Source organism: Bifidobacterium asteroides (assembly GCF_003202755.1).
Taxonomy (GTDB): domain Bacteria; phylum Actinomycetota; class Actinomycetes; order Actinomycetales; family Bifidobacteriaceae; genus Bombiscardovia; species Bombiscardovia asteroides_F.
The window spans coordinates 402,943-424,346 of sequence record NZ_QGLK01000004.1 but is presented as its reverse complement, the minus strand read 5'-3'; the positions used below and the strand labels follow the sequence as shown (position 1 = coordinate 424,346).

Genomic DNA, 21,404 nt, shown 5'->3' with positions numbered 1-21,404 from the left:
GCTTGAACGCTTTGGCCTGTCGGCGGTTCAGTCGAGGCTGGTTTCGATAATGTTCGGAAAATCTGCAATTGGCCGGGACATTGGCCCTAGTCCCATGGCTTCGCCCATCCACTCCAGCCCGGGTTCCCAGGCGGTCTTGACTGTGTGCCAGTCATGGCCCGAGCCCTGGGTGACGACGGCCTGCACCTTCATGCCTGCCTGGGTGGCGGCCTTGGCAATGACCATCATATTGTGCTGGGACTCCTTATCGTTGGATCCGGCTGCTGTGAACAGGCGCTGGCGTGAGGGTGCCCGCTCCAGCATGGCCCTGGCTGGGACCTGGGCCAGGAAGCGTCTTTTGTCGCCGCCGAAGTAGTCGCGGATCATCTGCTCTTGCCGACCCTGGGTCGGTTCCAGCTCTCCGTCGGCTGGGAGCATGTTCCCGTAGATGTCGGGATGCCGTGCCCCAAGCTGGGTAGAGCAGGTCCCGCCCTGGGAGAATCCGCCTATGGTCCATTGTTGGGGCTGGTCGGCGACGGGCAGCTCTGTGCGGATCCAGGTGGGCACGTCCTTACTTAAATAGGTTTCCGCCTTCCCGTAGACCGGGGAGTCCACGCACAGGCTGTTGTGGGAGGAGGACCCGTTCTGGTCGGGGGAAACCACCACTGGCGCCAGGCCCTCGTGCCGGGCAGCATAGGCATCCATCATGGCCGGAATGGCTCCAGCCGTGAAGAGCCGGTCGGGGCTGCCGGGCTGGCCGGCCAGAAGAACGAATACAGGCAGTGCAGGCGGTCTGTCGCTCAAGGCGGCGGGCGGCAGGTAGACATCAGCTGGCCGGGCCGCGAACCGGGAGCGCCCGTTGGGGATGAGCATGCTATAGGAGCGGCCGGCACTCGGATACGAGGGCAGCTCGCCCTTAGATGCCAGGGATCGCCACTGGGCCACGCTCATGGCCGGTCTGGCTGCCTTGTGGTCTCGGTAATCAGGGTAGAGGGAGACGCTGAACAGGGACCCCAAGGTGGTGAATTCGCCGTAGATGATATCCACGCGAAGCCCGGTGGAAAGCAGACAAAGCAGGACGGTCAGTGCGGCCAGGATCCGGCGCCACCCCCGGGCGGTGATCAGGATGCAGACGGCGAACCCCACGGCAAGAAAGCCCAAGGCCACGCTGATGATAACCATCCAGCCCAGGGAGACGCCGAAGAGCATGAAGACATCGGAGACCAGCCAGGTGGCCAACAGTCCCAAGGCTCCTATGCCCAGGGCAATGGCCGCCTGCCGCAGCAGGGTCCGCCAGCGTCCGTGTGTCAGTCCGGTCAGCGTCAGCACGATCAGGGCCAAGGCCGTCAATGCAAACAGTGACGCAGGCAGCCACCCCTGGGTCAGATGGACCTTTGCCAGCCATGCACCCATGCCATTCCTTCCAAGGAAAATACATCCGCAGTTCAGTATAGGGAATGTTCGGGCTCACGGAGACTATTTAGGCAGGCATTCATTCTTGACAGGCCCGAATCCCCGGATCCCGGTCACGGGTTCGTCTATGGTAGATTTATTGATAATCAATCTCAGTAACGTTCGGCAGGTACGGCAACAGGCCCATATAGCGCCGCCGCCAGGAAGGAATCCCCATCCATGCACTCCAGCAGTACACGCTTCCGTCGGACCCGAGCCTTGGCCGCAGGCCTGCTGGCCGGACTGACCCTGCTGACATGTCTGACTGGCTGCGGGAAGAGCGAATCATCCTCGTCAGCTGCAAAGTCCAGCACTCTGCAAGTGGTGACCAGCATCAATCAGTGGCAGTCCCTGGCCGTGGACCTGGGAGGCGACCAGGCTCGGGTGGATACTATTCTGAGCAACACCTCCACTGATGCCCATGACTATGAGCCGACAACGGCAGACATCGCCCGGATCAGCCGCGCAGATCTGGTCATAGTCAACGGGGCCGGAATTGACGACTGGGCAGCCAAGGCCGCTGAAACCGGGCAGGCCCGGCTGGTGGACATATCCAAGGCATCAGGGCACAAGGCCGGAGACAACCCCCATCTCTGGTTTTCCTCCCAGAGCAGGAGAGCGGCTGCCAAGGCTGTGCATGAGGCCTACCGGCAGCTGCGCCCAGGTCGCGGGACCGACTTTGACAAGGCCTACCAGGACTGGCAGGGTCGACAGGCCCGGCTGGACGATCTGATTGCCAAAGCGCGCAAGCAGACCCAAGGCCGGCACTATGCGGCCACGGAATCGGCTGCCTACTATCTTTGCCATGATCTGGGCATGGAGGATTTGACCCCCGAGGGGTATCTGCGGGCGGCCGCCAACGAGAGCGAGCCTTCGCCCGAGGACCTGGTGGCCTTCCGCCATTTGCTGGCATCCGGCCAGTTGGACATGTTGGTGCTCAACACCCAGGAAGTCAACCGAACATCCAAGGACCTGGCCATTGAGGCCCATAAAGCCCATGTGCCGGTGTTCGAGGTCAGCGAGCAGCGCCCCGATAAGTACCGGAACCTGGAGGATTGGATCAGCGCCCTGGTCCAGCAGGTGCCGGGCGCCAAGGCCTGACGGGTCCACTTCCTCTTCATGTTCGCTAAAGGGTGTTCTCACGGGGCTTGTCGTCCTTGATGGGAACAATGGCACAGGTATCGGTAAAGGCCTTTGGGCCCAGTCGCCAAAGTCAGGAGTAAGCGGTGAAGGATCGTAAGCGTCAGCCCGGCCGGTGGACATCCCGGATGCAGAACATGACCGGACGTCTTCGGGTGCGTGGGTGGGTCTACCTGCTCGCCTTCATCCTGATCGACTTCCTGTCAGTGGGCATCCTGCAGTGGGGAGTCTCCCTGAACAGCTCCCGCGTAGAGCTTTCCAACCCGCTGATCGGCTTCTGGGGCTTCATCTCGGCCATGTGGACCCAGCGCCGGTTCGTCCTGGTGCTCAACATGCTGGCTGTGGGCCTGGTCTACCTGGCTCTGGCCTACCTGACCAATCGATTCTGGGCGGCATCAGGGCTGATTCTGGCCATCTGCGCGGTCATTGCAATCATCGAACGCTTCAAGGTGCGTGCGCGGTATGAAGCCGTCCTGCCCTCGGATTTGGATTTCCTCCATGCCGATGCGGCCAACCTGGTCTCCTTCCTGCCGGCCCGGTCCCTGCTCATGATCGGGTTGGGAATCGTGGCTCTGGTTATTCTCGGAGTGCTCTGCTGGTTGGTGACACGGATGGATGCCCGTCGCGGTCGTCCGGTGGCCACTGGCAACAAGCCTCTGGGTGCGGGACTGCGTACGGTAGGGGTCCTGGTCCCGGTTCTGGTGGTGGCACTGTTCATGTCCACTGTGGGCACCTACGGCAGCCCCGCCTACCGTTTCTCGCAGTTTATGGGCGACATACCCTCCATGTGGGACTCGGTCTATGATGCCCAGCGTAACGGGGTCTTCGTGTCCTTCTCGCGGCAGCTGCGGCCCAAGGTTATGGACCAGCCTGCAGGCTACAGCCGTGCCACCATGAAGTCTCTAGCCCACCGCTACCAGCTTTCGGCTGATCGCATCAACCATGACCGCAAGTCCTACATGAACGAGTCGACCCTGGTCTACATCCTCTCCGAGTCGTTCTCGGATCCCACACGGGTGCCGGGCGTCGCACTCAATCAGGACCCTATGCCCCATATCAGATCCATCAAGGAGGGCACCACCAGCGGACTCATGCTCTCCTCCGGCTACGGCGGCGGCACGGCCAATCTGGAGTTCCAAGCCATGACTGGCCTGTCCATGGCCAACTTCGATCCCTCGCTGACCTCTCCCTATCAGCAGGTCATCCCTCACCTGAACTGGATACCCACGGTTAATCAGGCCTGGGGGTCACCATCCAGGTCTCTGGCCTTCCATCCCTATGAGTCCTCAATGTATTCCAGGGCCGAAAACTACAAGAAGTTCGGCTTCTCGCACTTCTACTCGCTTACTGGCCCTGACCAGATAGCCCACCAGGACCGCATCGATCGCAGCCAGTATGTGGGGGATCGCTCCGCCTACGATTCCGCCCTGGAGCAGATGGGTGACGACAAGGGCAACCAGTTCGTCGAGGTCATCACCATGCAGAACCACATGCCCTACAACGACTGGTATGACGATAACAACTTCTCGGTCAACTCCTCCGACCCCAACAGGCCTCTAGGCGACGATGAGATGCAATCCATCCGCACCTACGCCAAGGGGGTCAGTCTGACCGATCAGGCCACTGCCGATTTCCTGAACAGTCTGGACTCCCAGAGCAAGCCGGTCACTGTGGTCTTCTACGGGGATCACCTGCCCGGCATCTATGGCACGGCCAGCTGGGACGAGCACAACTCCCTGGCCCTGCATCTGACCGACTACTTCATCTGGTCCAACAAGGCCTCGGATTCCTCAGGAGCACAGGTCAGCAACAGCGCCTATTCATCGCCCAACTTCTTCCAGGCCCAGGCGGCCGAGCACATAGGAGCCAAAGTCTCGCCCTTCACGGCCTTCCTCACCGAGTTGCACGACAAAATCAGCGCCATTGAGCCTCCGGTGGCCAACCAGATCCAGGACTGGAACAGGATACCCGCAGGGCAGACCAACTATCTGGATGCCCAGGGCCAGCCCATGAACGCCCGTGACTTCGACCGGGCCACGCGTCAGCTTCTGAATGACTACAAGCTGATCCAGTACGACATCATGGCAGGCAAGCACTACCTGCAGGGAACCGGCTTCACCACCACGCCGACCCGCCGTTCGGATGCCGCCCGGCAGAAGGCCAAGGAGCAAGCTCGCCAGGAGAAGCAAAACCGGGATAAGGACAGCGAGAGCTCGACCAGTTCGGCCAATTAGGCTTCCAGGCCGTGGTGGCCGATGTCGTGCCGATAGAAGAGGCCGGGCATCGACAATCCATCCAGCCGGTCATAGACTCGGCGAGCTGCCTGTTCCAGGTCGTCGCCTTGGGCCACAACCAGGGCGGTCCTTCCCGAAGAGGATGTCAGACCAGTTGAAGCTGAGCCGGACACTCCGGCGTAGTAGGCTCTTAGGTCCTGCTCCGGAGCGATCAAGGGCACGGGCACCCCGGTCTTGGGATTGCCGGGATAGCCCTGGGCTGCCAGAACCACACCCAGGCGGCTGTGGGAGCTGTCCCAGGTGAATTGAGGCTCTCCGTCCTCCATCAGGGTGCGGATGGCCGTGCCCAAGTCGCTGGTCAGGGCAGGCAGGACTACCTCCGTTTCCGGATCACCCAGTCGCGCATTGAATTCGATGACCTGAGGACCCTGGTCGGTAACCATCAGCCCCGTGTAGAGAACCCCGGTGAAAGGACTGCCTTCCTGGGCCAGGGCGCGGACGGTGGGGGCGACGATGGCATCCAAAGCCTTTTGGGTCAGTTCCGGTCCGAACTGAGGCAGAGGGGAGTAGGCTCCCATGCCGCCTGTGTTGGGGCCCCGATCCCCGTCATAGGCGGGCTTGTGGTCTTGTGACAGTGGCATGGGCCAGAACTGCTCGCCCCGGACGAAGCACATGAGCGAGCACTCCTGACCCACCAGCTGATCCTCGATGACCACCTGGGCTCCGGCTTGCCCGAATTTATGATCGATGAAGATGGCATCCAGGGCTTGCATGGCCTGGTCAAGGTTTGCGGCCACCGTCACGCCCTTGCCTGCTGCCAGCCCGTCAGCCTTGATGACCACCGGTGCGCCGTGCGAGCGCACATAGTCCTTGGCTGTTTCCAGGTCATGGAAGACCGCATAGTCGGCGGTGGGGATCCCATGCCTGCGCATCAGGTCCTTGGCAAAGCCCTTGGATCCCTCGATGCGGGCCGCAGCCTTGGTGGGACCAAAGGCGGGGATGCCGGCAGCTTGCAGTTCGTCGACCAATCCAGCCGTCAAAGGAGCCTCGGGTCCGACGAAGACCCAGTCGATTCCCAGTTCGCGTATTGCGGCGATCAGTTTTTCAGGCTGCGAGGAATCCTCTTGCAGCAGGCTGATGCCGTCTGGCTCCATGCCCGGGTTGCCCGGGGCACACCAGACCCGATCCACTCCTGGCCCAGCCAGCAGGGTGGTGGCGATGACGTGCTCCCTGGCTCCCGACCCGATGACCAGTACCTTGTCCGCCATGATGGGCTCCTCTCGCTATTACTGACGACCGTCTTCGTTAAGAATGACCTGCTGGCCGTTTTGAGCACGCGTCACCTGTCCGATCAGGGTGTAGGACTCCTGCTCCCCATCCAGGACTGCGCGTGCCTGGTCCAGCTGGTCAGGGGAGACGACCAGAACCATTCCAATGCCCATGTTGAAGATGTTGTACATCTCCAGATGGTCGACCCTGCCCATCTCCTCGATCATCGTAAAGATGGGCGGCACCTTCCAGGCATTCAGGTTGAAGCTGGCCGCCAGCCCCTCGGGCAGAATCCGGGGCACCTTCTCCACGAAGCCGCCTCCGGTGATGTGTGCAGCGCCCCTGAGCAGGCCGGAGGCGAAGAGCGGACGCAGGGCCTTGACATAGATGCGGGTGGGTGTCAGCAGTTCCTCTCCCAGGGTCCGTCCGCCAAGCTGGTAGGGCCGATCCTCCAGCTTCATGCCTCCCTGGTCAAGCAGGGCCTGGCGAATCAGGGAGAATCCGTTGGAGTGGACTCCTGAGGAGGGCAGGCCGATCAGCTGGTCGCCTTCTTTGATGGCCGAACCGTCCACCAGGGACTCCCGTTCGACCACACCCACGGTGAATCCGGCCAGGTCGTACTCGTCAGGCTGGTACATGTCAGGCATTTCTGCGGTCTCCCCGCCCACCAGGGCGGCCCCGGCCTGGACACAGCCGTCGGCCACGCCCTTGACCACCTGCTCCAGCAGAGCCGGGTCGTTGTGTCCGCAGGCGATGTAGTCCAGGAAGATCAGCGGTTCGGCCCCCTGGGCGATGATGTCATTGACGCACATGGCCACGCAGTCCTGACCGATGGTGTCATGGCGGCCGGCTTCCCGGGCCACCATCAGCTTGGTACCCACGCCGTCAGTGCCCGAAACCAGAACCGGATGGCGGTAATTGAGCGCAGACAGGTCGAAGTCGCCGCCGAAGCCGCCAATGTCTCCGGCGCCCGGCCTATGGGTTCTGGCCGTGTGGGAACGGATCCTGTCGATCAGTTCATATCCGGCCTCCACCGATACCCCAGCCTGCTCATATGCCTTCGGCATGGTTGCTCCTTTCTCTGCGCTGTCTGTTCTGTTTTTCGTTAGCGCTCATTGGTCTTCTGTCCCGATCCTGCAGGCATATCAAGCCCGTAGGATCCCTTGGATGCCTCCAGCCGGGCCCGGTCCTTTGGGGTCAGCGAGGCCAGGAAGCCCTGCTCATAGTCGTCAAGTCGCGTGGGATAATCACCGTTGAAGTAGGCTACGCAGAGCCCTTGGTAAGGTGCATCACGGCCCAGACCGATGGAATCCACCAGGCCGTCCAGACTCAGGTAGGCCAGGGAGTCGGCCCCGATGGCTTCTCTGATTTGCTCCACGGACTTCTTGGCGGCGATCAGTTCGGAGGTCCGTTGGATGTCGATGCCGTAGTAGCAGGGATACCGCAGGGGCGGGGAGGCGATGCGCATGTGCACCTCGCTCGCCCCGGCTTCCCGAAGCAGACGGACGATTCTGCGCGAGGTGGTGCCTCGAACTATGGAATCGTCGATGACCACCACCCGTTTGCCGGCTACGACGCCTCGTACAGCGGCCAGTTTCATCCTGACACCCTGTTCGCGCATGGCTTGGCTGGGCTGGATGAAAGTGCGTGCCACATACTGGTTCTTGATCAGCCCCATCTCGTTGGGCAGTCCGGCCGCCTCGGCATAACCTGAGGCTGCGGACAAGGAGGAATTGGGCACTCCGATGACCATATCGGCGTCCACCGGGGCTTCGCGGGCCAGCCTGGCACCCATTCGCTTGCGGGCCGAGTGGACGTTGACTCCATAAATATTGGAGTCGGGCCTGGCGAAGTAGATGAATTCCATGGAGCAGATGGACAGGCAGGTCTGATCGGTATAGCGCTCGATGCTGTAACCCGAGTCGTCCACCCGGACGATTTCGCCGGGGCCGATGTCACGCACCAGCGTGGCGCCGACCAAATCCAGTGCGCAGGTCTCCGAGGCCAGGACGTAGGCCCCTCCTGGCAGCTGGCCCAACGAGAGAGGACGGAAGCCGTTGGGATCCATGGCTCCGATCATGGCATCCTCGGTCATGAGCAGGTAGGCGAAGCCGCCATGAACCTGGCGCAGGGCCTGTTTGAGCGCTGCCATGAAGTCCTTTTCAGGACTGCGCCGGATCAGGTGCATGAGCACCTCGGTGTCGGAGTTGGAGTGGAAGATGGCCCCCTGATCCTCCAACTGCGCCTTGAGGCTGTCGCAGTTGGTCAGGTTCCCGTTGTGTGCCAGGGCTATGTCCCCGTCATGAAAGCGGAAGACGAAGGGCTGGATGTTCTCGATGGATCCTGAGCCGGTCGTGGCGTAGCGGACATGGCCTATGGCCCGGTCTCCGGTCAGCGGCGTCAGGCTGGACTCGTCCGGGAAGACCTGAGTCAGCAGGCCCAGGCCCCGCCGTCCGATCAGATGCCCCTGGTCGTTGGAAACGATGCCGGCACCCTCCTGGCCGCGGTGCTGCAGGGCATGCAGGCCGAAGTAGGTCAGCCGGGCGGCATCGGGGTGGCCCCAGACTCCGAAGATACCGCACTCCTCGTGAATGCCTTCAAGCTCCAACGACATGGTCTATGTCCTTTCCCCTAGGCGGCAAAGTAGTCCACTCCCGACTGGAAGAGCGGCTGCGGGTGGCCTCCGGGCACGTTGAGATACAGGTCGGGGCCGCTGCGTTCCGTGTGGCCCATCTTGCCCAGCACCCGGCCGTCCGGACTGGTGATGGCCTCGACGGCCATGTCGGATCCATTGGGGTTGACCAGCGGATCCATGGAGGGACGGCCCTGCTCATCTACATACTGGGCGGCCACCTGCCCCCGGTCGATCAGGGTACGCAGGAGGCCAGGCTCGGCCACGAACCGCCCTTCGCCATGGCTGATGGGCATGGTGTGGATGTCGCCCACCCGGCAGGCGCTCAGCCAAGGGGAGCGTGTGGAGCTGATCCGAGTATGGACCAGACGGCTCTGATGGCGGCCGATGGTGTTGGCGGTCAGGGTGGGATCCTCGGGCGACCCAGTGACGATTTTGCCATAAGGGACCAGACCCAGCTTGATCAGCGCCTGGAAGCCGTTGCAGACGCCCAGAACCAGCCCGTCCCGGTCCTGCAAAAGCTCTTGGAGAGCATCGGCGACCTGGTTCGAACGCAGGAAGGATGCCACCAGTTTGGCCGAACCGTCGGGCTCATCGCCACCGGAGAAGCCTCCGGGCAGCATCAGTATCTGGCTGCTGCGGATGGCCTGGGCCAGGCGGCGGGAACTTTCGGTTACATCTTCGGCATTCAGGTTGCGGATGACCACAGTCTCCACCTGGGCCCCAGCGTCCCGGAAGGCCCGTGCAGAGTCGTACTCGCAGTTGGTGCCGGGGAAGACCGGCATGACCACCCTGGGTCTGGCGGTCTTGGCAGTCCCCTTGGTTCTGCGCGCTGCTGGCCTGCCGGGCTCACGATCGGTGCGGCCGATGGTCGGCACCGGGCCGCCTTGGCCTCGGTATGGGAAGATGGATTCCAGACCCCTGGCACGGATTTCCTCAAGCTCAGCCAGATCCAGATCCTCGCTGCCACAGCGCAGGCGGTAATCCTCCCGTGTGCGCCCCAGCAGCTGCAAATGCAGACCGGAATCCTGAATGAACAGGGGCTCTGGGCCTGAGGTCTCCAGGATGAAGCTCCCATAAGCAGGACGGAAGAGCGCAGATATGGCAGTGTTTGATGCCAGATTCAGCCCGATTCTGTTGCCCAGGCACATCTCCATCAATGACTGGGCGATGCATCCGTAGCCCGGAGTGGCTGCAGCATCCACCAGGCCCTGGCTGATCAGCGCCTCCACCTGGTCCATGACGGCCCTCAGGCTCTCCGGATCGGGTAGCAATCCGTCCTCCTGATATTCAGGCGTCAAAAGGTAGACCTGCCGGTTCGGGGCCTTGAACTCGGGAGAGACCGCATCCTTGGCTCGCCCCAGGGCCACGGCAAAGCTGATCAGGGTGGGAGGCACGTCCAGGTCCTCGAAGCTGCCGGACATGGAGTCCTTGCCGCCTATGGCACCCACGGAAAGATCCAGCTGGGCCTGGAGGGCTCCCAGGACGCCGGCCACCGGCAGACCCCAGCGCCGGGGGTCGGCGCCGGGCTTGGGGTAATACTCCTGCAGGCTCAGGTGGGCCTGGGAACGGCTGAAGCCGCTGGCCACCAGCTTGGCCAGGCTCTCGACCACGGCCAGGTAGGCCCCGGTGTAGGGATCCTTGCTGCTGATCCAGGGGTTGAATCCCCAGGCCATTGCCGAGGCGGTGGTGGTGTGTCCATCCACCGGCAGCTTGGCCACCATGGCCTGGGCCGGAGTCAGCTGTCGGGTTCCGCCGAAGGGCATGAGGACGGTGCCTGCGCCGATGGTGGAGTCGAACTGCTCGGCCAGACCCTGCTGGGAGCAGACGTTGATGTCTGCAAGCAGGGCCTTCATGCGCGCGTCCAGGCTGCCTTGGACCTCGAATGGGGCATGGTAGGGAGCAGGAACCGTTACCTGGGCATCGGCCTCGTGAGGGGCGCCGTTGGAAGCCAGGAAGGATCGGGGGATGTCCACGATGGTCTCTGATCGCCAAGTCATCCGCAGTCGGGGTTCTTCGGTGACCTCGGCGATGACGGTGGCCTCGAGGTCCTCCTGCCGGGCGTAGTCGATGAATGCGGGCGCGTCTTCGGCAGCCAGGGCCACGGCCATGCGCTCCTGGCTCTCGGAAATGGCGATTTCGGTCCCGTCCAGCCCCTGGTACTTGAGCGGCACCCGGTCAAGGTCCACGTTCAGCCCGTCGGCCAGCTCGCCCACGGCCACGGCGACGCCGCCTGCTCCGAAGTCATTGCAGCGCTCAATCAGCCTGGCTGCCTCCGGGCGGCGGAAGAGACGCTGGAGCTTGCGTTCCTCTGGGGCATCGCCCTTCTGCACCTCGGCTCCGCAGCGTTCCAGACTCTCTTCGTCCTGGGACTTGGAGGCCCCGGTCGCGCCGCCGATTCCATCGCGGCCGGTCCTTCCGCCCACCAGGATGATCAGATCGCCGGGGGCGGGCCGGCGACGAATCACATGGTCGGCCGGGGTGGCTGCCACCACTGCGCCCACCTCCATCCGCTTGGCTGCATAGCCTGGGTGGTAAATCTCCCGAACCTGCCCCGTGGCCAGCCCTATCTGGTTGCCATAGGAGGAGTAGCCGTCGGCCGCCTGACGGACTATCCGGCTCTGGGGTAGCTTGCCCGGCAGGGTCTGATCCAGGGGCTGGCGGGGATCCGCTGCCCCGCTGACCCTCATGGCCTGGTAGACGTAGCCCCTTCCGGACAGGGGATCACGGATGGCTCCGCCGATGCAGGTGGCGGCACCCCCGAAGGGCTCGATCTCGGTGGGATGGTTATGCGTTTCATTTTTGAAGAGGAAGAGCCAGTCTTGATCCCGGCCGTCCACGTCGACCTTGGTCCGGATAGTGCAGGCGTTGACCTCTTCGGACTGGTCCACGTCGTTCAGGATGCCTCGCTTCTGCAAGTACTTGGCTGCGATGGTGGCCATGTCCATCAGGCATTCCGGTCGGTCCTGGCGGCCCAGCTCTTCGCGGATTGCCCGGTAACGTTCCAGCGTGGCGCGGGCTCGGGGATTGTCCGCCTTAATTCGCTCCAGCCTGGTATTGAAGGTGGTGTGCCGGCAGTGGTCGGACCAGTAGGTGTCGATCACTTTGAGCTCGGTCAGCGTGGGGTCTCGCTTTTCCTGACGGTAGTGGTCCTGGCAGAAGCGGACATCCGGCAGATCCATGGCCAGATCCAGCTTGTCAATCAGTGCTTCGAGTCCAGGATCGGCCAAATCGCGAAATCCGTCCAACACGGGCACTGGATCAGGATCCTCGTCAGGCATGGCCAGGGTCTTGGGCTGCTCCAGCCCCACCACCCGTGAGTCGACCGGATTGACCAGGTAATTGCGGACGGCTTTGATCTGCTCGGCATCCAAATCGCCTTCTAGCAGGTAGACGGTGGCCGTGGCAACCAGGGGGCGGGCGCCCTGGCCGACCAGCTGAACACATTGGGCTGCGGAATCGGCTCGCTGATCGAACTGACCAGGCAGGGGGGCCACGGCGAAAAGCATGGGGGAGTCCAGCGGCGGCAGGTCCTCGTTACCCTTCATGCGTAGGGCCTGCTCCAGTCGGGTGGCCACCAGATCGGTCTGGGGCTGGGCGAAGACCGTGGGCAGACAACGTTTGAAGAGGTCTTCGTCGATTCCCTCCAGATCGTAACGATTGATTATGCGCAGGCCGGTCAGCCCTTGCACGCCCGGCAGGGTGCGAAGCTGTTCGGCAAGCCTGTCGGCGGCCTGGTCAAAGCCCCGCTTTTTCTCGGTATAGACACGGAAGAGCACAATAGATCCTTTCGCGATGGACTGTTTGGGGACCAATGAAAAACCCGGAGGCGATATGCTCGCTTCCGGGTCGACCGATTCAGCTATTCGATTGGCTTTCGCGCTCCTCCAATTCGGTAAGCCCATCCAGAATGGTTTGATAAGCCGGAATGATGCTGCCCAGGTCCCTGCGGAAGAGGTCCTTGTCCAAGTGGGTGACCTGGCCGTCATTATTGTTGCTGATAGCCCAGAGCCTGCAGGTGTCGGGGGTGATCTCGTCGCCGAGAAGGATGATGCCCGAACTGGTCTTGCCCATTTCGATCTTGAAGTCCACCAGCTCCACGTTGATGGCGCGGAAGATGCCGGTCAGCGCCCCGTTGATCTCCCGGGTCTTAGCGGCGATGATGTCCAGATCCTGCTCAGTGGCCAGTCCCAGGGCCAGAATGTCGTCCCGGTTGATGAACGGATCATCCAGGGGATCGGACTTGTAGAAGAACTCCAGCACCGGCTGCTTCAAGGCGGTGCCTTCCGCAACCCCGTACCGTTGGGCGAAGGAGCCAGCGGCCCGGTTGCGCATGACAATCTCCAGGGGGAACATGTCCAGCCGACGGTTGAGCTGTTCGGTGTCCGAGATGCTGCGTACGAAGTGGCTGGGTATGCCCCGGCGGGACAGCAGGGAGAATATCACCGTGGTGATCCTGTTGTTCAGTCTGGCCTTGCCTTCGATATTGGCCTTTTTGGCCCCGTTCCCCGCGGTGGCCTGGTCAGTGTACTCAACCCAGAGTATGTCCGGATCATCCGTCTCGTACAGTTTCTTGGCTTTGCCTTGATAGCGCATTCCCAACTTTTCCACTGTTCGCCTTCCTCGAGTTTGTTGCGAATTGGAAACTTCTGCACTGCTTGGGACACGACCACCATAGCAAGCCGGGGTTACATCCCCGCGCCTACCCGGGGTTTCAGATCTTTGACCACAGCTTCGGCACGTTCGGTGGCGGTCTGCAGGTCAGGACCCAGGGCCAGGACTACGCCCATGCGACGCTGACCATGCACTTCCGGCTTGGAGAAGATGCGCAGATCAGTGCCTGGGTGATCCAGGGCCTGCGGCAAACCTTGGAAGCTGACCGGTCCCTGGCCCCTGACCAGGATGGGTCTGCTGACCGCACATGTGCCCTTCGGCAGACTCAGGGTCAGATCCTCCTGATGGACGGGAATGCCCAGGATGGCCCGGGCGTGTAGGTCGAACTCGGTCAGCCGTTGGGAAATCATAGTCACCATACCGGTGTCATGGGGGCGTGGTGCTACCTCGTTGAAGAGCAGCGAGCCGTCGCGCAGGACGAAGATCTCCACTCCGTAAATACCCCAACCGGTCTCGCCACTCTGGCGGGCCAGGGAGGTCATGGCCTCAACCAACCGGGTGGCCATACTCCGGGCCTGCTGCAGGATGTCAGGATTCAGATCCGCAGGTTGCCAGGAGAGGCGGTAGTCCCCGTCCTCCTGACGCTGGCCGATGGGCGTGCAGGGGGCCACGCCGGCGCAGGAGGCCACGGTCAGAACAGTCAGCTCATGGGCCAGGGGGGCCAGGGCCTCCACGATGACCTCGGCCTTGCCCTGGTGCCTGCTGGCTGCCCGGCCTTGGGTCAGTGCCGAATTCCATGCTTGCGACAAACCCTCCCTGCTCCGTACCAGGGTCTGTCCGTGGCCGGAGGAGCTCATCAGGGGTTTGACCATGCAGGGGTAGCCCACCTGGTCCGCTGCGCTGGCCAGCTCTTCGGGGGAGTCGGCGAATCGGTAGGGGGTGGTGGGCAGGCCCACCTGCTCGTGGGCGAAGACGCGCAGAGCCCGGCGGTCCATGCACATGGCCGCCAGGGGGGCGGCAGGCACCACCTGGATGCCCCGGGCCGCGGCACCGACCAGGCGGTCTGTGGCAATGGCCTCCACTTCAGGCACGATCAAATCGGGCTGGATCTTGTCGATCAGGTCCTCCAGGGCCTGCGGATCGCTCATCTTCACCTGATAGCCGGCATGAGCCACCTGGGTGGCCGGTGCGCCGGGATATGAGTCCGCCGCACCCACCCAAGCCCCCAGCCGCATAAGGCTGATGGCAATTTCGCGGCCGAGTTCGCCGGCCCCTAAGAGAAGGACCCGTGTGGGTCTTGGACCCAGAGGAGAGCCGAACGGTCGCTCCCCGGGATTGATAGTGTTGATAATCCGCTGCTGACCGGATGCGCTCATACCCATATTCTGCCACCGACCCGTAGACCAAGCAGGTGAATTATCGATACATGCCTATAAACGACATCTATAGAGGCCTGCTTGTCCACTGGCCGCCGGGACGATTACCATGTCATCCAGTCGACCAGGGAAGGCGGGAACGTGAGCGAGCGGACACCGGCGGTGCGGATGGAGCACCTGACCAAGACCTATCACAGCGACGACGACGAAGACAAGACGGCCCTGGCCGATATCGATCTGACCGTCGAGACTGGGGATATTTTTGGCATCATCGGACTGAGCGGGGCGGGCAAGTCCACTCTTGTCCGCTGCATCAACGGGCTGGAGGATTATGATTCGGGCAGCGTCAAGGTTCGTGGCCGCGAGGTCAAGGACCTGGCTCCGGCCGAGCTGAGGGACTTGAGGCGTCGTACGGGCATGATCTTCCAGCACTTCAACCTGATGCCCTCCAGGACGGTGGCTGACAATGTGGGCCTTCCCCTGCGGGGGAATGGTCGTGACCGTGCGTCTCGACGGGCCCGGGTGTCCGAGCTTCTGGAATTGGTGGGACTGACCGAGCTTGCTGATCATTATCCCGCTGAGCTCTCCGGCGGCCAGCAGCAGCGGGTGGCCATCGCCCGAGCCCTGGCCAACGAGCCGGATATCCTGCTCAGCGACGAGGCCACCAGCGCACTGGACCCGACCACCACGCGCTCCATTCTTCAACTGCTGCGTGATCTGCATGACCAGCTGGGCATCACCGTGATCATGATCACCCACGAGATGTCGGTCATCAGGCAGATCTGCAACCGGGTGGCGGTCATCGATCAGGGCGTCATCGTGGAGCAGGGCAGGGTCTTCGACGTTTTTGCAGACCCCAGGGCCCAGCTGACCAAATCCTTCGTGGCCACCACATCCAACCTGGACAAGGTCAAGGATCTGATGGCCGCCGATTCGCCTCTGGTGGCCCTTGAACCCGGGCAGATCCTCATGCGCATGTCCTATGTCTCCAAGGAGGTCTCCGAGGCCCTGGTCTCCACCATCAGCCGTCGCTACAACCTGGACGTCAACATCATCTTCGGCGACATCGATGTGGTGGAGGGCGCGCCCCTGGGCGGACTGGTGGTCAGGATGGGCGGCGACCCTGAAAACATCCGCCAGGCCATGGAATACCTGCGCTCTCGCAACATCGGAATCGAGGTTCTCAAGTCATGACGTCCCTGCTTACCAACTGGTTCCCCAACGTCATGAGCCGGCTGCCAGAGTTCTTCAGCAGCATGGTTCAGACCCTGGTCATGGTCGGCGTCTCCGGGGTGATTTCCTTCCTGTTTGCTCTGGTCATCGGGGTGGGGCTGATCATCAGCCGACGTGACGGCATCCGCCACAACGGCCTGGTCTTCACCATCCTGGACAAACTGATCGACCTCTTCCGCTCCATCCCCTTCATCATTCTGGCGGCGGCCCTGGTGCCGGTGACCAGGATGCTCATGGGTACGGCCATCGGGCCCAAGGGGGCGATTTTCCCGCTGGTTGTAGGCATCACTCCCTTCTTCTCCCGGCAGATCGAGTCGGCCCTTGCTGGTCTGGACCCCGGGTATGTTGAGGCGGCGGAATCCATGGGCATGACCACCTGGCAGATCATCTGGCACGTCTACCTGCGTGAGGGCATCCCCTCAATCATCAGGGTGACCACCATCACCATCGTCAGCCTGGTGGGCGAGACCGCCACCGTGGGCATCGTGGGCGGCGGCGGTCTAGGTGACTTTGCCATCCGTCTGGGCTACCAGCGGTCCATGAACGACGTGACCATCGCCACCATCATTGTGTTGGTCATCTTCATAGCCCTGATCGAACTGTTCGGCCGGCTTCTGGCCGAGGTCGTCGAACACTGAGCAACCGGGGAAAGGTCAGATTATCGTGGTCGGTCGTAGTCGCGTCGGCAAAAAGAACAGAGCCAAGATCCAGTTGGCGGCACTCAGCCTGGTCATCGTCCTCCTGCTGGTGCTGGTGGTCGGTACTGATATCCGTCTGAACCAGGTGGGTGCCGATGTCAAGGTCGTCAAGGTCGGCGTCATCGGCAGTTCGGACGATCAGATCTGGAAGGCCGTCCAGACAGAGCTGGATCGGCGGGGCGAACACATCAGAATCGAACTCAAGCCTTTCCAGGACGCCATCTACGTCAACCAGGCCACAGCCAACCGCGAGGTGGACTTCAACGCCGCCCAGCATTACGCCTACCTGGAGGACGATGTGAAAACCAACCACTATCAGCTGGCCGTGCTTGGCAATACCTATATCTCGCCCATGAACCTCTACTCGCAGCGCTATGCCAAGCCCTCGCAGTTCCAGGACGGCGACAGGGTGGCCATCCCCAACAATGCCACCAACATGGGCCGGGCACTGAAGGTCCTGGCCGATGCCAAGCTGATAGGTCTGCGCGACCCCAAGGCCACCAACCCGCTGCCCGAGGATGTGGTGGACAATCCCAAGCATCTGCATATCGAGCAGGTGGACCCGGCCGGTATCCTCAACCTGCTGCCCGACTACGCAGGTGGTGTCACCAATGCCAACTTTGTGGTCGATGCAGGTCGCAGCGTGCACGATGCCATCCACGAGGTTCCCTACGATCTGCAGAACCCGGCCAACAAGCCTTATATCAACATCATCGTCACCACCAAGGATCAGCGGGACAACCCCACCTACGCCGCAGTGGTGCGCGCCTATCATTCCAAGCCCGTAGCCGACACCATCGTCCGTGTCTACAAGGGCGCCTGCCTGCCGGCATTCAAGGTTTCCTGATGCGATAGGTTCCAGCAATGAAGGAGGACGGATATGAGCACCAGAAGAACCAGGGCCAAGCGAGAGCTGGCGGTTGTCTCGGTCGTCATCCTGGTGGTCGCCGTCCTGATGGGCGTGGCCTATGTCAAGGTCAACCAGCCCGAACGTGGCCAGCGGGAGATCAGCATCGGCCTGGTGGGTGATGCTGATGAGGAAATCTGGAAGGCCGTTCAGCACGAGCTGGACCAGCGCCGGGCAGGCATAAAAATCAAGCTCCGGTCCTTCCAATATGGGCGCTACGCCAATCAGGCGCTGTCCAACGGTGAGATCGACCTTAACGCCTTCCAGCATTATGCCTTTCTGGAGCAGGAGTCCAAGCAGCACGGGTACCGTTTTGCCGCCATTGGTGACACCTACATTTCACCGCTCAACCTGTACTCCAAGAAGTACCGGAGCGTCGACCAGATAGGGCGAGGCGAGCGGCTGGCCATTCCCAGTGATCCCATTGACTTGGGCCGGTCCCTGAAGGTGCTTGCCAGCGCCGGGCTGATCGGTCTGCGAGACCCCAAGGCCACCACGCCGGTTCCCGAAGACATCGTCGACAACCCGCGCGGGCTGGTCCTGGACCAGGTCGATCCGCCGGGAATCGTCAAGGTCCTGCCCGACTATGCGGCCGGCATTACCAACACCAATTTCATCCTGGATGCCGGCATGAAGATCCAGGATGCGATTTACCAGGTGCCCGGCGATCTCAAATCGCCAGCCAATCACCCCTATGTCAACATCATCGTGGCCAGGCAGGCCGACAAGAACGACCCTGCCTACAAGGCTCTGGTCTCCGCCTACCACAGTCGATATGTGGCCGATGCCATCAACCGCTACTATCGTGGTGCGGCCGTCCCGGCCTTCTCCTACTAATAGTGGGTGCAATCTGGTGGTCGCCTTGTCTTGGTCCGGCCCAAGTCTGCAACTGTTGAACAGCGGAGGGAACGTTGATGAGGGATCATGATCGCCTGACGCTGGCCCTGGTTCTGGATTCCTTCGGCAACAGGGGCAACGGAACCTCCAATTCCGCCATCCAATACGCCCAGGGTCTGGAAGCGCTGGGGCACCGGGTCCGGCTGGTGGGGGTGGGCTCGACAGATTATCCGGCGCGGGTGCATCGAATCCCTCTGGTCTCCCGTGTGGCGGCCAGGCAGCAGATGAGCTTCGCTCGTGCTGATCCGGAACTCTTCCGACGGGCCTTTGCCGGTGTGGACCTGGTCCATATCTACGAACCCTTCGCCTTCGGCCGCGCCGCCCTGTCCCAAGCTAGATCCATGGGCATACCGGTGACCGCCGGCTTTCACATTCAGCCTGAGAACATCACCTATTCCTCTGGCCCATTGCGCTACCTACCCGGGGTGGATGCGGCCATTTACAGGCTGTTTCGGTTCTGGCTTTACGATCATGTCGGGCACATCCACGTCCCCACCCAGCTGACGGCCGACCTGCTGCGCTCGCATGGGTACAAGGCCCACCTGCATGTCATATCCAACGGGTACCAGCCTAGGTTCAACCCCGGGATCCGATATGAGCGTGACCGATACGAGCGTCAGCGATCAGACCGGCTGATCCAAGTCGCGGCCTCCGGCAGGCTGGCCCGGGAAAAGGACCATCTGACCCTGATCCGAGCCTTGGCTCTGTGCAGGAACAGGCGCAGGATCAGCCTGACCATAGCAGGCACAGGGCCTATGGAGCGCCGACTGAGGGCGGAAGCCGACAGGCAGCTGGACGGCATGCAGGTCTCGATTGGATTCCACCAGAACGCGACCATGCCCGACCTGCTCAGGCGGGCCGATCTTCTTATCCACCCCTCAATCGCGGATCTGGAATCGGTCAGCGTCCTGGAGGGGATGGCCTGTGGCGCAGTCCCGATCATTGCCCGATCCGACCTGAGCGCCGCAGGACACTTCGCCCTGACGCAGCATTCGCTCTTCCCGGTTGGCAAGGCCTGGGCGCTGGCTGAGCAAATCGACTGGTGGATAGACCATCCTGATGCCCTTGCAGTCTGGTCCGGACGCTACGCCGAACATGCCAAGGAACATTATTCCCTGGATGCCTCCGTCAAGGCCTTTGCCCATATGGCCATGCAGGCCGTCAGCGATCAAAGAGCCGGAGCAGGTATAGCCTGACCTGGCTTAGATCTCCTGCTTGGATATGATCAGAGCCGATCCGATGATGGCCGCCAGGACCACACCCACGGATGCTCCGGCATAGATCCAGGCCTGATCGGCCTTCAGAGTGTTCAGAACGATCTGTTCGCCGAACCCGACGAAGTCGAAGTATTTCAGCCACTGCCATTTTGCTGTCAACTCTACGAGGCCGATCAGCACGGGCCATATCACGATCACCACCGCTGGGGCTACCAGGGATTTGGCAATGATCAAGAGGACGATGCCCAGACTGATGATGACGGAAACGCAGAAGCTCACCAGTAGGGTCATGACGGCCACATCCTTGCCCAAGACGCCCCAGTCGCCCCCCGGCTTCCTTCCTAGAGCCAGACCGGTGATCAGGATGGTGATGAAGTAGCACAGGGTCAGGAGGATGATGTCAATCAGGATGGTCACGTACTTGCCTAGGATGAACTGTATTCGTGAGATGCCTGATGTCAGCGTGTTCTTCAAAGTGTGCTGGCTGTATTCCGAACCAATGACGATAACGAAGACCGCGATGTAAAAGTAAACCAGGGACGAGGCGGAGGCGGCACCTGCTTGCAGGCCTGTTCTGACTGTCCAGCCCTGGCGTTCGATTGCCGACAGTTGATGAGCGTATTCTTCGCCCCCGGTGGTGATTCCTATGGTCGTCTTGCTCCATGTGGTCACTATGCCGAGTGCCACAGTGGCAATCAGCAGAATCAGCATGCCGATGGAGCGTCGCTGTCTGTAAAAGTCTGCCCTGATCTGGTTAATCATTGTTGTCTCCTAGGCTCTTGAGAATCCTTGTCGAGCAGATCCGCGAAATATTCCTCCAGTGATCCCTTCTGCTGGCTGATTTGATTGACCAGGATGCCTTCCTGAACAAGAAGACTGTTGATGGGTCCCGGTTCCAGATTCCCTTGCTTGATCAGAATCTGATGGTCGTCAAGGACTTGGAAGGGGCCGATTCCCTGGCGATCCAGGAGCATGGCGGCCCTGGAGCTCTGGTCCACGTCGATCAACAGTCCATTCTGATTGATTCGGTCCAGTTCATCCTTGTTGACTTCCTTGATCAGGCGGCCGTGGCTGATGAATCCGAACCGGGAGGAGACCAGATAGAGTTCGCTCAGAATGTGACTGGAGATGAGAATGGTCGTCTGGCGTTCCTTGTTGAGCCTGTCCAGGAGTGTTCTGAATTCCATAATTCCTGCCGGGTCCAGGCCGTTGATGGGCTCGTCCAGAATCAGGAAATCAGGCCGTGTGAGGATGGCCATGGCCAACCCCAGGCGCTGACGCTGGCCAAGAGAGAGGTGACCGGCCCGAGTCTTGGCCTTTTCGCTCAGGCCGACGAAGTCGATGGTCTGATCGATGGCCTTGTCGTCGGCCAGCCCGTGCTGGATGGCTGTCAGCTTCATATTCTGGCTGACGGTCAGTTTTTTGAAGGCGGCCGGAGCCTCAATGATCGAGCCTATTCTGCTTAGTATGCGGCTGTCCTTGCCAATTGTGTGCCCCATCATCCTTATGGTTCCCCCCTGAATGGGGGAGAGCCCGGTGATCAGACGCATCAGAGTGGTTTTGCCAGCGCCATTCTCGCCGATCAGTCCGTAGACCTCGCCCTTGTTTATGGAAAGGCTGAGATCGTCGAGTGCCTGGAAGCGGCCGAACCGTTTGCTGGCATGGTTAATATCCAGAATGGTATCGTCCATGGAGTTCCTTTCGCTATGTCGCTATCAGAGAATCTAAAACGCCTTTCTTAATTGCATGGCTAAGA

General features: G+C 61.5%; 16 protein-coding genes. 7 read left to right on the top strand and 9 right to left on the bottom strand.

The window, feature by feature from the left end; translation table 11 throughout:
- Window positions 1–27 precede the first annotated feature (27 nt).
- The gene (locus DKK74_RS05800; protein ID WP_110413201.1) at window positions 28–1,392 is read right to left on the bottom strand and encodes an alpha/beta hydrolase; all 1,365 of its coding nucleotides are present in this window, start codon (window positions 1,390–1,392) and stop codon (window positions 28–30) included.
- 219 nt (window positions 1,393–1,611) lie between these two features.
- On the opposite strand from DKK74_RS05800, the gene DKK74_RS05795 reads away from it, so the two are divergent.
- Together DKK74_RS05795 and DKK74_RS05790 are read left to right on the top strand one after the other, a co-directional pair.
- The gene (locus DKK74_RS05795) at window positions 1,612–2,532 is read left to right on the top strand and encodes a metal ABC transporter solute-binding protein, Zn/Mn family (protein WP_110413200.1); all 921 of its coding nucleotides are present in this window, start codon (window positions 1,612–1,614) and stop codon (window positions 2,530–2,532) included.
- A gap of 125 nt (window positions 2,533–2,657) precedes the next feature.
- A complete protein-coding gene (locus tag DKK74_RS05790) occupies window positions 2,658–4,805 on the top strand; it encodes an LTA synthase family protein (RefSeq protein ID WP_110413199.1) in 2,148 nt (715 codons plus the stop codon).
- Here DKK74_RS05790 and purD read toward each other — a convergent pair.
- From purD to purT, 6 genes are all read right to left on the bottom strand, one after another.
- Window positions 4,802–6,073, bottom strand: coding sequence for a phosphoribosylamine--glycine ligase (gene purD, locus DKK74_RS05785; protein WP_110413198.1), 1,272 nt, complete (start codon window positions 6,071–6,073; stop codon window positions 4,802–4,804). The genes DKK74_RS05790 and purD overlap by 4 nt on opposite strands.
- Before the next feature lie 18 nt (window positions 6,074–6,091).
- Window positions 6,092–7,141 carry a phosphoribosylformylglycinamidine cyclo-ligase gene (gene purM, locus DKK74_RS05780; RefSeq protein WP_110413197.1) on the bottom strand — a complete coding sequence of 350 codons (1,050 nt, stop codon included), beginning with the start codon at window positions 7,139–7,141 and terminating at the stop codon, window positions 6,092–6,094.
- 38 nt (window positions 7,142–7,179) lie between these two features.
- A complete protein-coding gene (purF, locus tag DKK74_RS05775) occupies window positions 7,180–8,688 on the bottom strand; it encodes an amidophosphoribosyltransferase (RefSeq protein WP_110413196.1) in 1,509 nt (502 codons plus the stop codon).
- 17 nt (window positions 8,689–8,705) lie between these two features.
- Window positions 8,706–12,485 (bottom strand): phosphoribosylformylglycinamidine synthase, encoded by a 3,780-nt coding sequence (locus DKK74_RS05770; protein ID WP_110413195.1) that lies wholly within the window; start codon window positions 12,483–12,485, stop codon window positions 8,706–8,708.
- A gap of 79 nt (window positions 12,486–12,564) precedes the next feature.
- Window positions 12,565–13,317, bottom strand: coding sequence for a phosphoribosylaminoimidazolesuccinocarboxamide synthase (purC, locus tag DKK74_RS05765; protein ID WP_110413194.1), 753 nt, complete (start codon window positions 13,315–13,317; stop codon window positions 12,565–12,567).
- A gap of 77 nt (window positions 13,318–13,394) precedes the next feature.
- Window positions 13,395–14,702, bottom strand: coding sequence for a formate-dependent phosphoribosylglycinamide formyltransferase (gene purT, locus DKK74_RS05760; protein ID WP_110413193.1), 1,308 nt, complete (start codon window positions 14,700–14,702; stop codon window positions 13,395–13,397).
- Window positions 14,703–14,837: 135 nt separating this feature from the next.
- Here purT and DKK74_RS05755 point away from each other — a divergent pair, with 135 nt between their 5' ends.
- From DKK74_RS05755 to DKK74_RS05735, 5 genes are all read left to right on the top strand, one after another.
- On the top strand, window positions 14,838–15,890 hold the full coding sequence (locus tag DKK74_RS05755) for a methionine ABC transporter ATP-binding protein (RefSeq protein WP_219997357.1): 1,053 nt from the start codon (window positions 14,838–14,840) through the stop codon (window positions 15,888–15,890).
- Entirely contained in the window at window positions 15,887–16,567 is a 681-nt protein-coding gene (locus DKK74_RS05750) for a methionine ABC transporter permease (RefSeq protein WP_110413191.1), read from the top strand. The genes DKK74_RS05755 and DKK74_RS05750 overlap by 4 nt, the downstream gene beginning before the upstream one ends.
- Before the next feature lie 25 nt (window positions 16,568–16,592).
- Complete coding sequence (locus DKK74_RS05745) at window positions 16,593–17,474, top strand: MetQ/NlpA family ABC transporter substrate-binding protein (protein WP_110413190.1); 882 nt, start codon at window positions 16,593–16,595, stop codon at window positions 17,472–17,474.
- Between the two features lie 33 nt (window positions 17,475–17,507).
- A complete protein-coding gene (locus DKK74_RS05740; protein ID WP_110413189.1) occupies window positions 17,508–18,371 on the top strand; it encodes a MetQ/NlpA family ABC transporter substrate-binding protein in 864 nt (287 codons plus the stop codon).
- A 77-nt stretch (window positions 18,372–18,448) separates the two neighbouring features.
- Window positions 18,449–19,627 carry a glycosyltransferase gene (locus tag DKK74_RS05735; protein WP_110413188.1) on the top strand — a complete coding sequence of 393 codons (1,179 nt, stop codon included), beginning with the start codon at window positions 18,449–18,451 and terminating at the stop codon, window positions 19,625–19,627.
- Window positions 19,628–19,633: 6 nt separating this feature from the next.
- Here the strand turns inward: DKK74_RS05735 and DKK74_RS05730 are convergent, their stop codons facing one another.
- Window positions 19,634–20,410 carry an ABC transporter permease gene (locus DKK74_RS05730; protein WP_110413187.1) on the bottom strand — a complete coding sequence of 259 codons (777 nt, stop codon included), beginning with the start codon at window positions 20,408–20,410 and terminating at the stop codon, window positions 19,634–19,636.
- On the bottom strand, window positions 20,407–21,339 hold the full coding sequence (locus tag DKK74_RS05725; protein WP_110413186.1) for an ABC transporter ATP-binding protein: 933 nt from the start codon (window positions 21,337–21,339) through the stop codon (window positions 20,407–20,409). The genes DKK74_RS05730 and DKK74_RS05725 overlap by 4 nt, the downstream gene beginning before the upstream one ends.
- Window positions 21,340–21,404: the final 65 nt, after the last annotated feature.

Excerpts from the sequence above, each read along its gene's own strand:
- DKK74_RS05800 (WP_110413201.1), bottom strand. The coding sequence starts at position 1,392 with ATGGGTGCATGGCTGGCAAAGGTCCATCTGACCCAGGGGTGGCTGCCT.
- DKK74_RS05795 (WP_110413200.1), top strand. The coding sequence starts at position 1,612 with ATGCACTCCAGCAGTACACGCTTCCGTCGGACCCGAGCCTTGGCCGCA.
- purD (WP_110413198.1), bottom strand. The coding sequence starts at position 6,073 with ATGGCGGACAAGGTACTGGTCATCGGGTCGGGAGCCAGGGAGCACGTC.
- purM (WP_110413197.1), bottom strand. The coding sequence starts at position 7,141 with ATGCCGAAGGCATATGAGCAGGCTGGGGTATCGGTGGAGGCCGGATAT.
- purF (WP_110413196.1), bottom strand. The coding sequence starts at position 8,688 with ATGTCGTTGGAGCTTGAAGGCATTCACGAGGAGTGCGGTATCTTCGGA.
- purT (WP_110413193.1), bottom strand. The coding sequence starts at position 14,702 with ATGGGTATGAGCGCATCCGGTCAGCAGCGGATTATCAACACTATCAAT.
- DKK74_RS05750 (WP_110413191.1), top strand. The coding sequence starts at position 15,887 with ATGACGTCCCTGCTTACCAACTGGTTCCCCAACGTCATGAGCCGGCTG.
- DKK74_RS05740 (WP_110413189.1), top strand. The coding sequence starts at position 17,508 with ATGAGCACCAGAAGAACCAGGGCCAAGCGAGAGCTGGCGGTTGTCTCG.
- DKK74_RS05735 (WP_110413188.1), top strand. The coding sequence starts at position 18,449 with ATGAGGGATCATGATCGCCTGACGCTGGCCCTGGTTCTGGATTCCTTC.
- DKK74_RS05730 (WP_110413187.1), bottom strand. The coding sequence starts at position 20,410 with ATGATTAACCAGATCAGGGCAGACTTTTACAGACAGCGACGCTCCATC.
- DKK74_RS05725 (WP_110413186.1), bottom strand. The coding sequence starts at position 21,339 with ATGGACGATACCATTCTGGATATTAACCATGCCAGCAAACGGTTCGGC.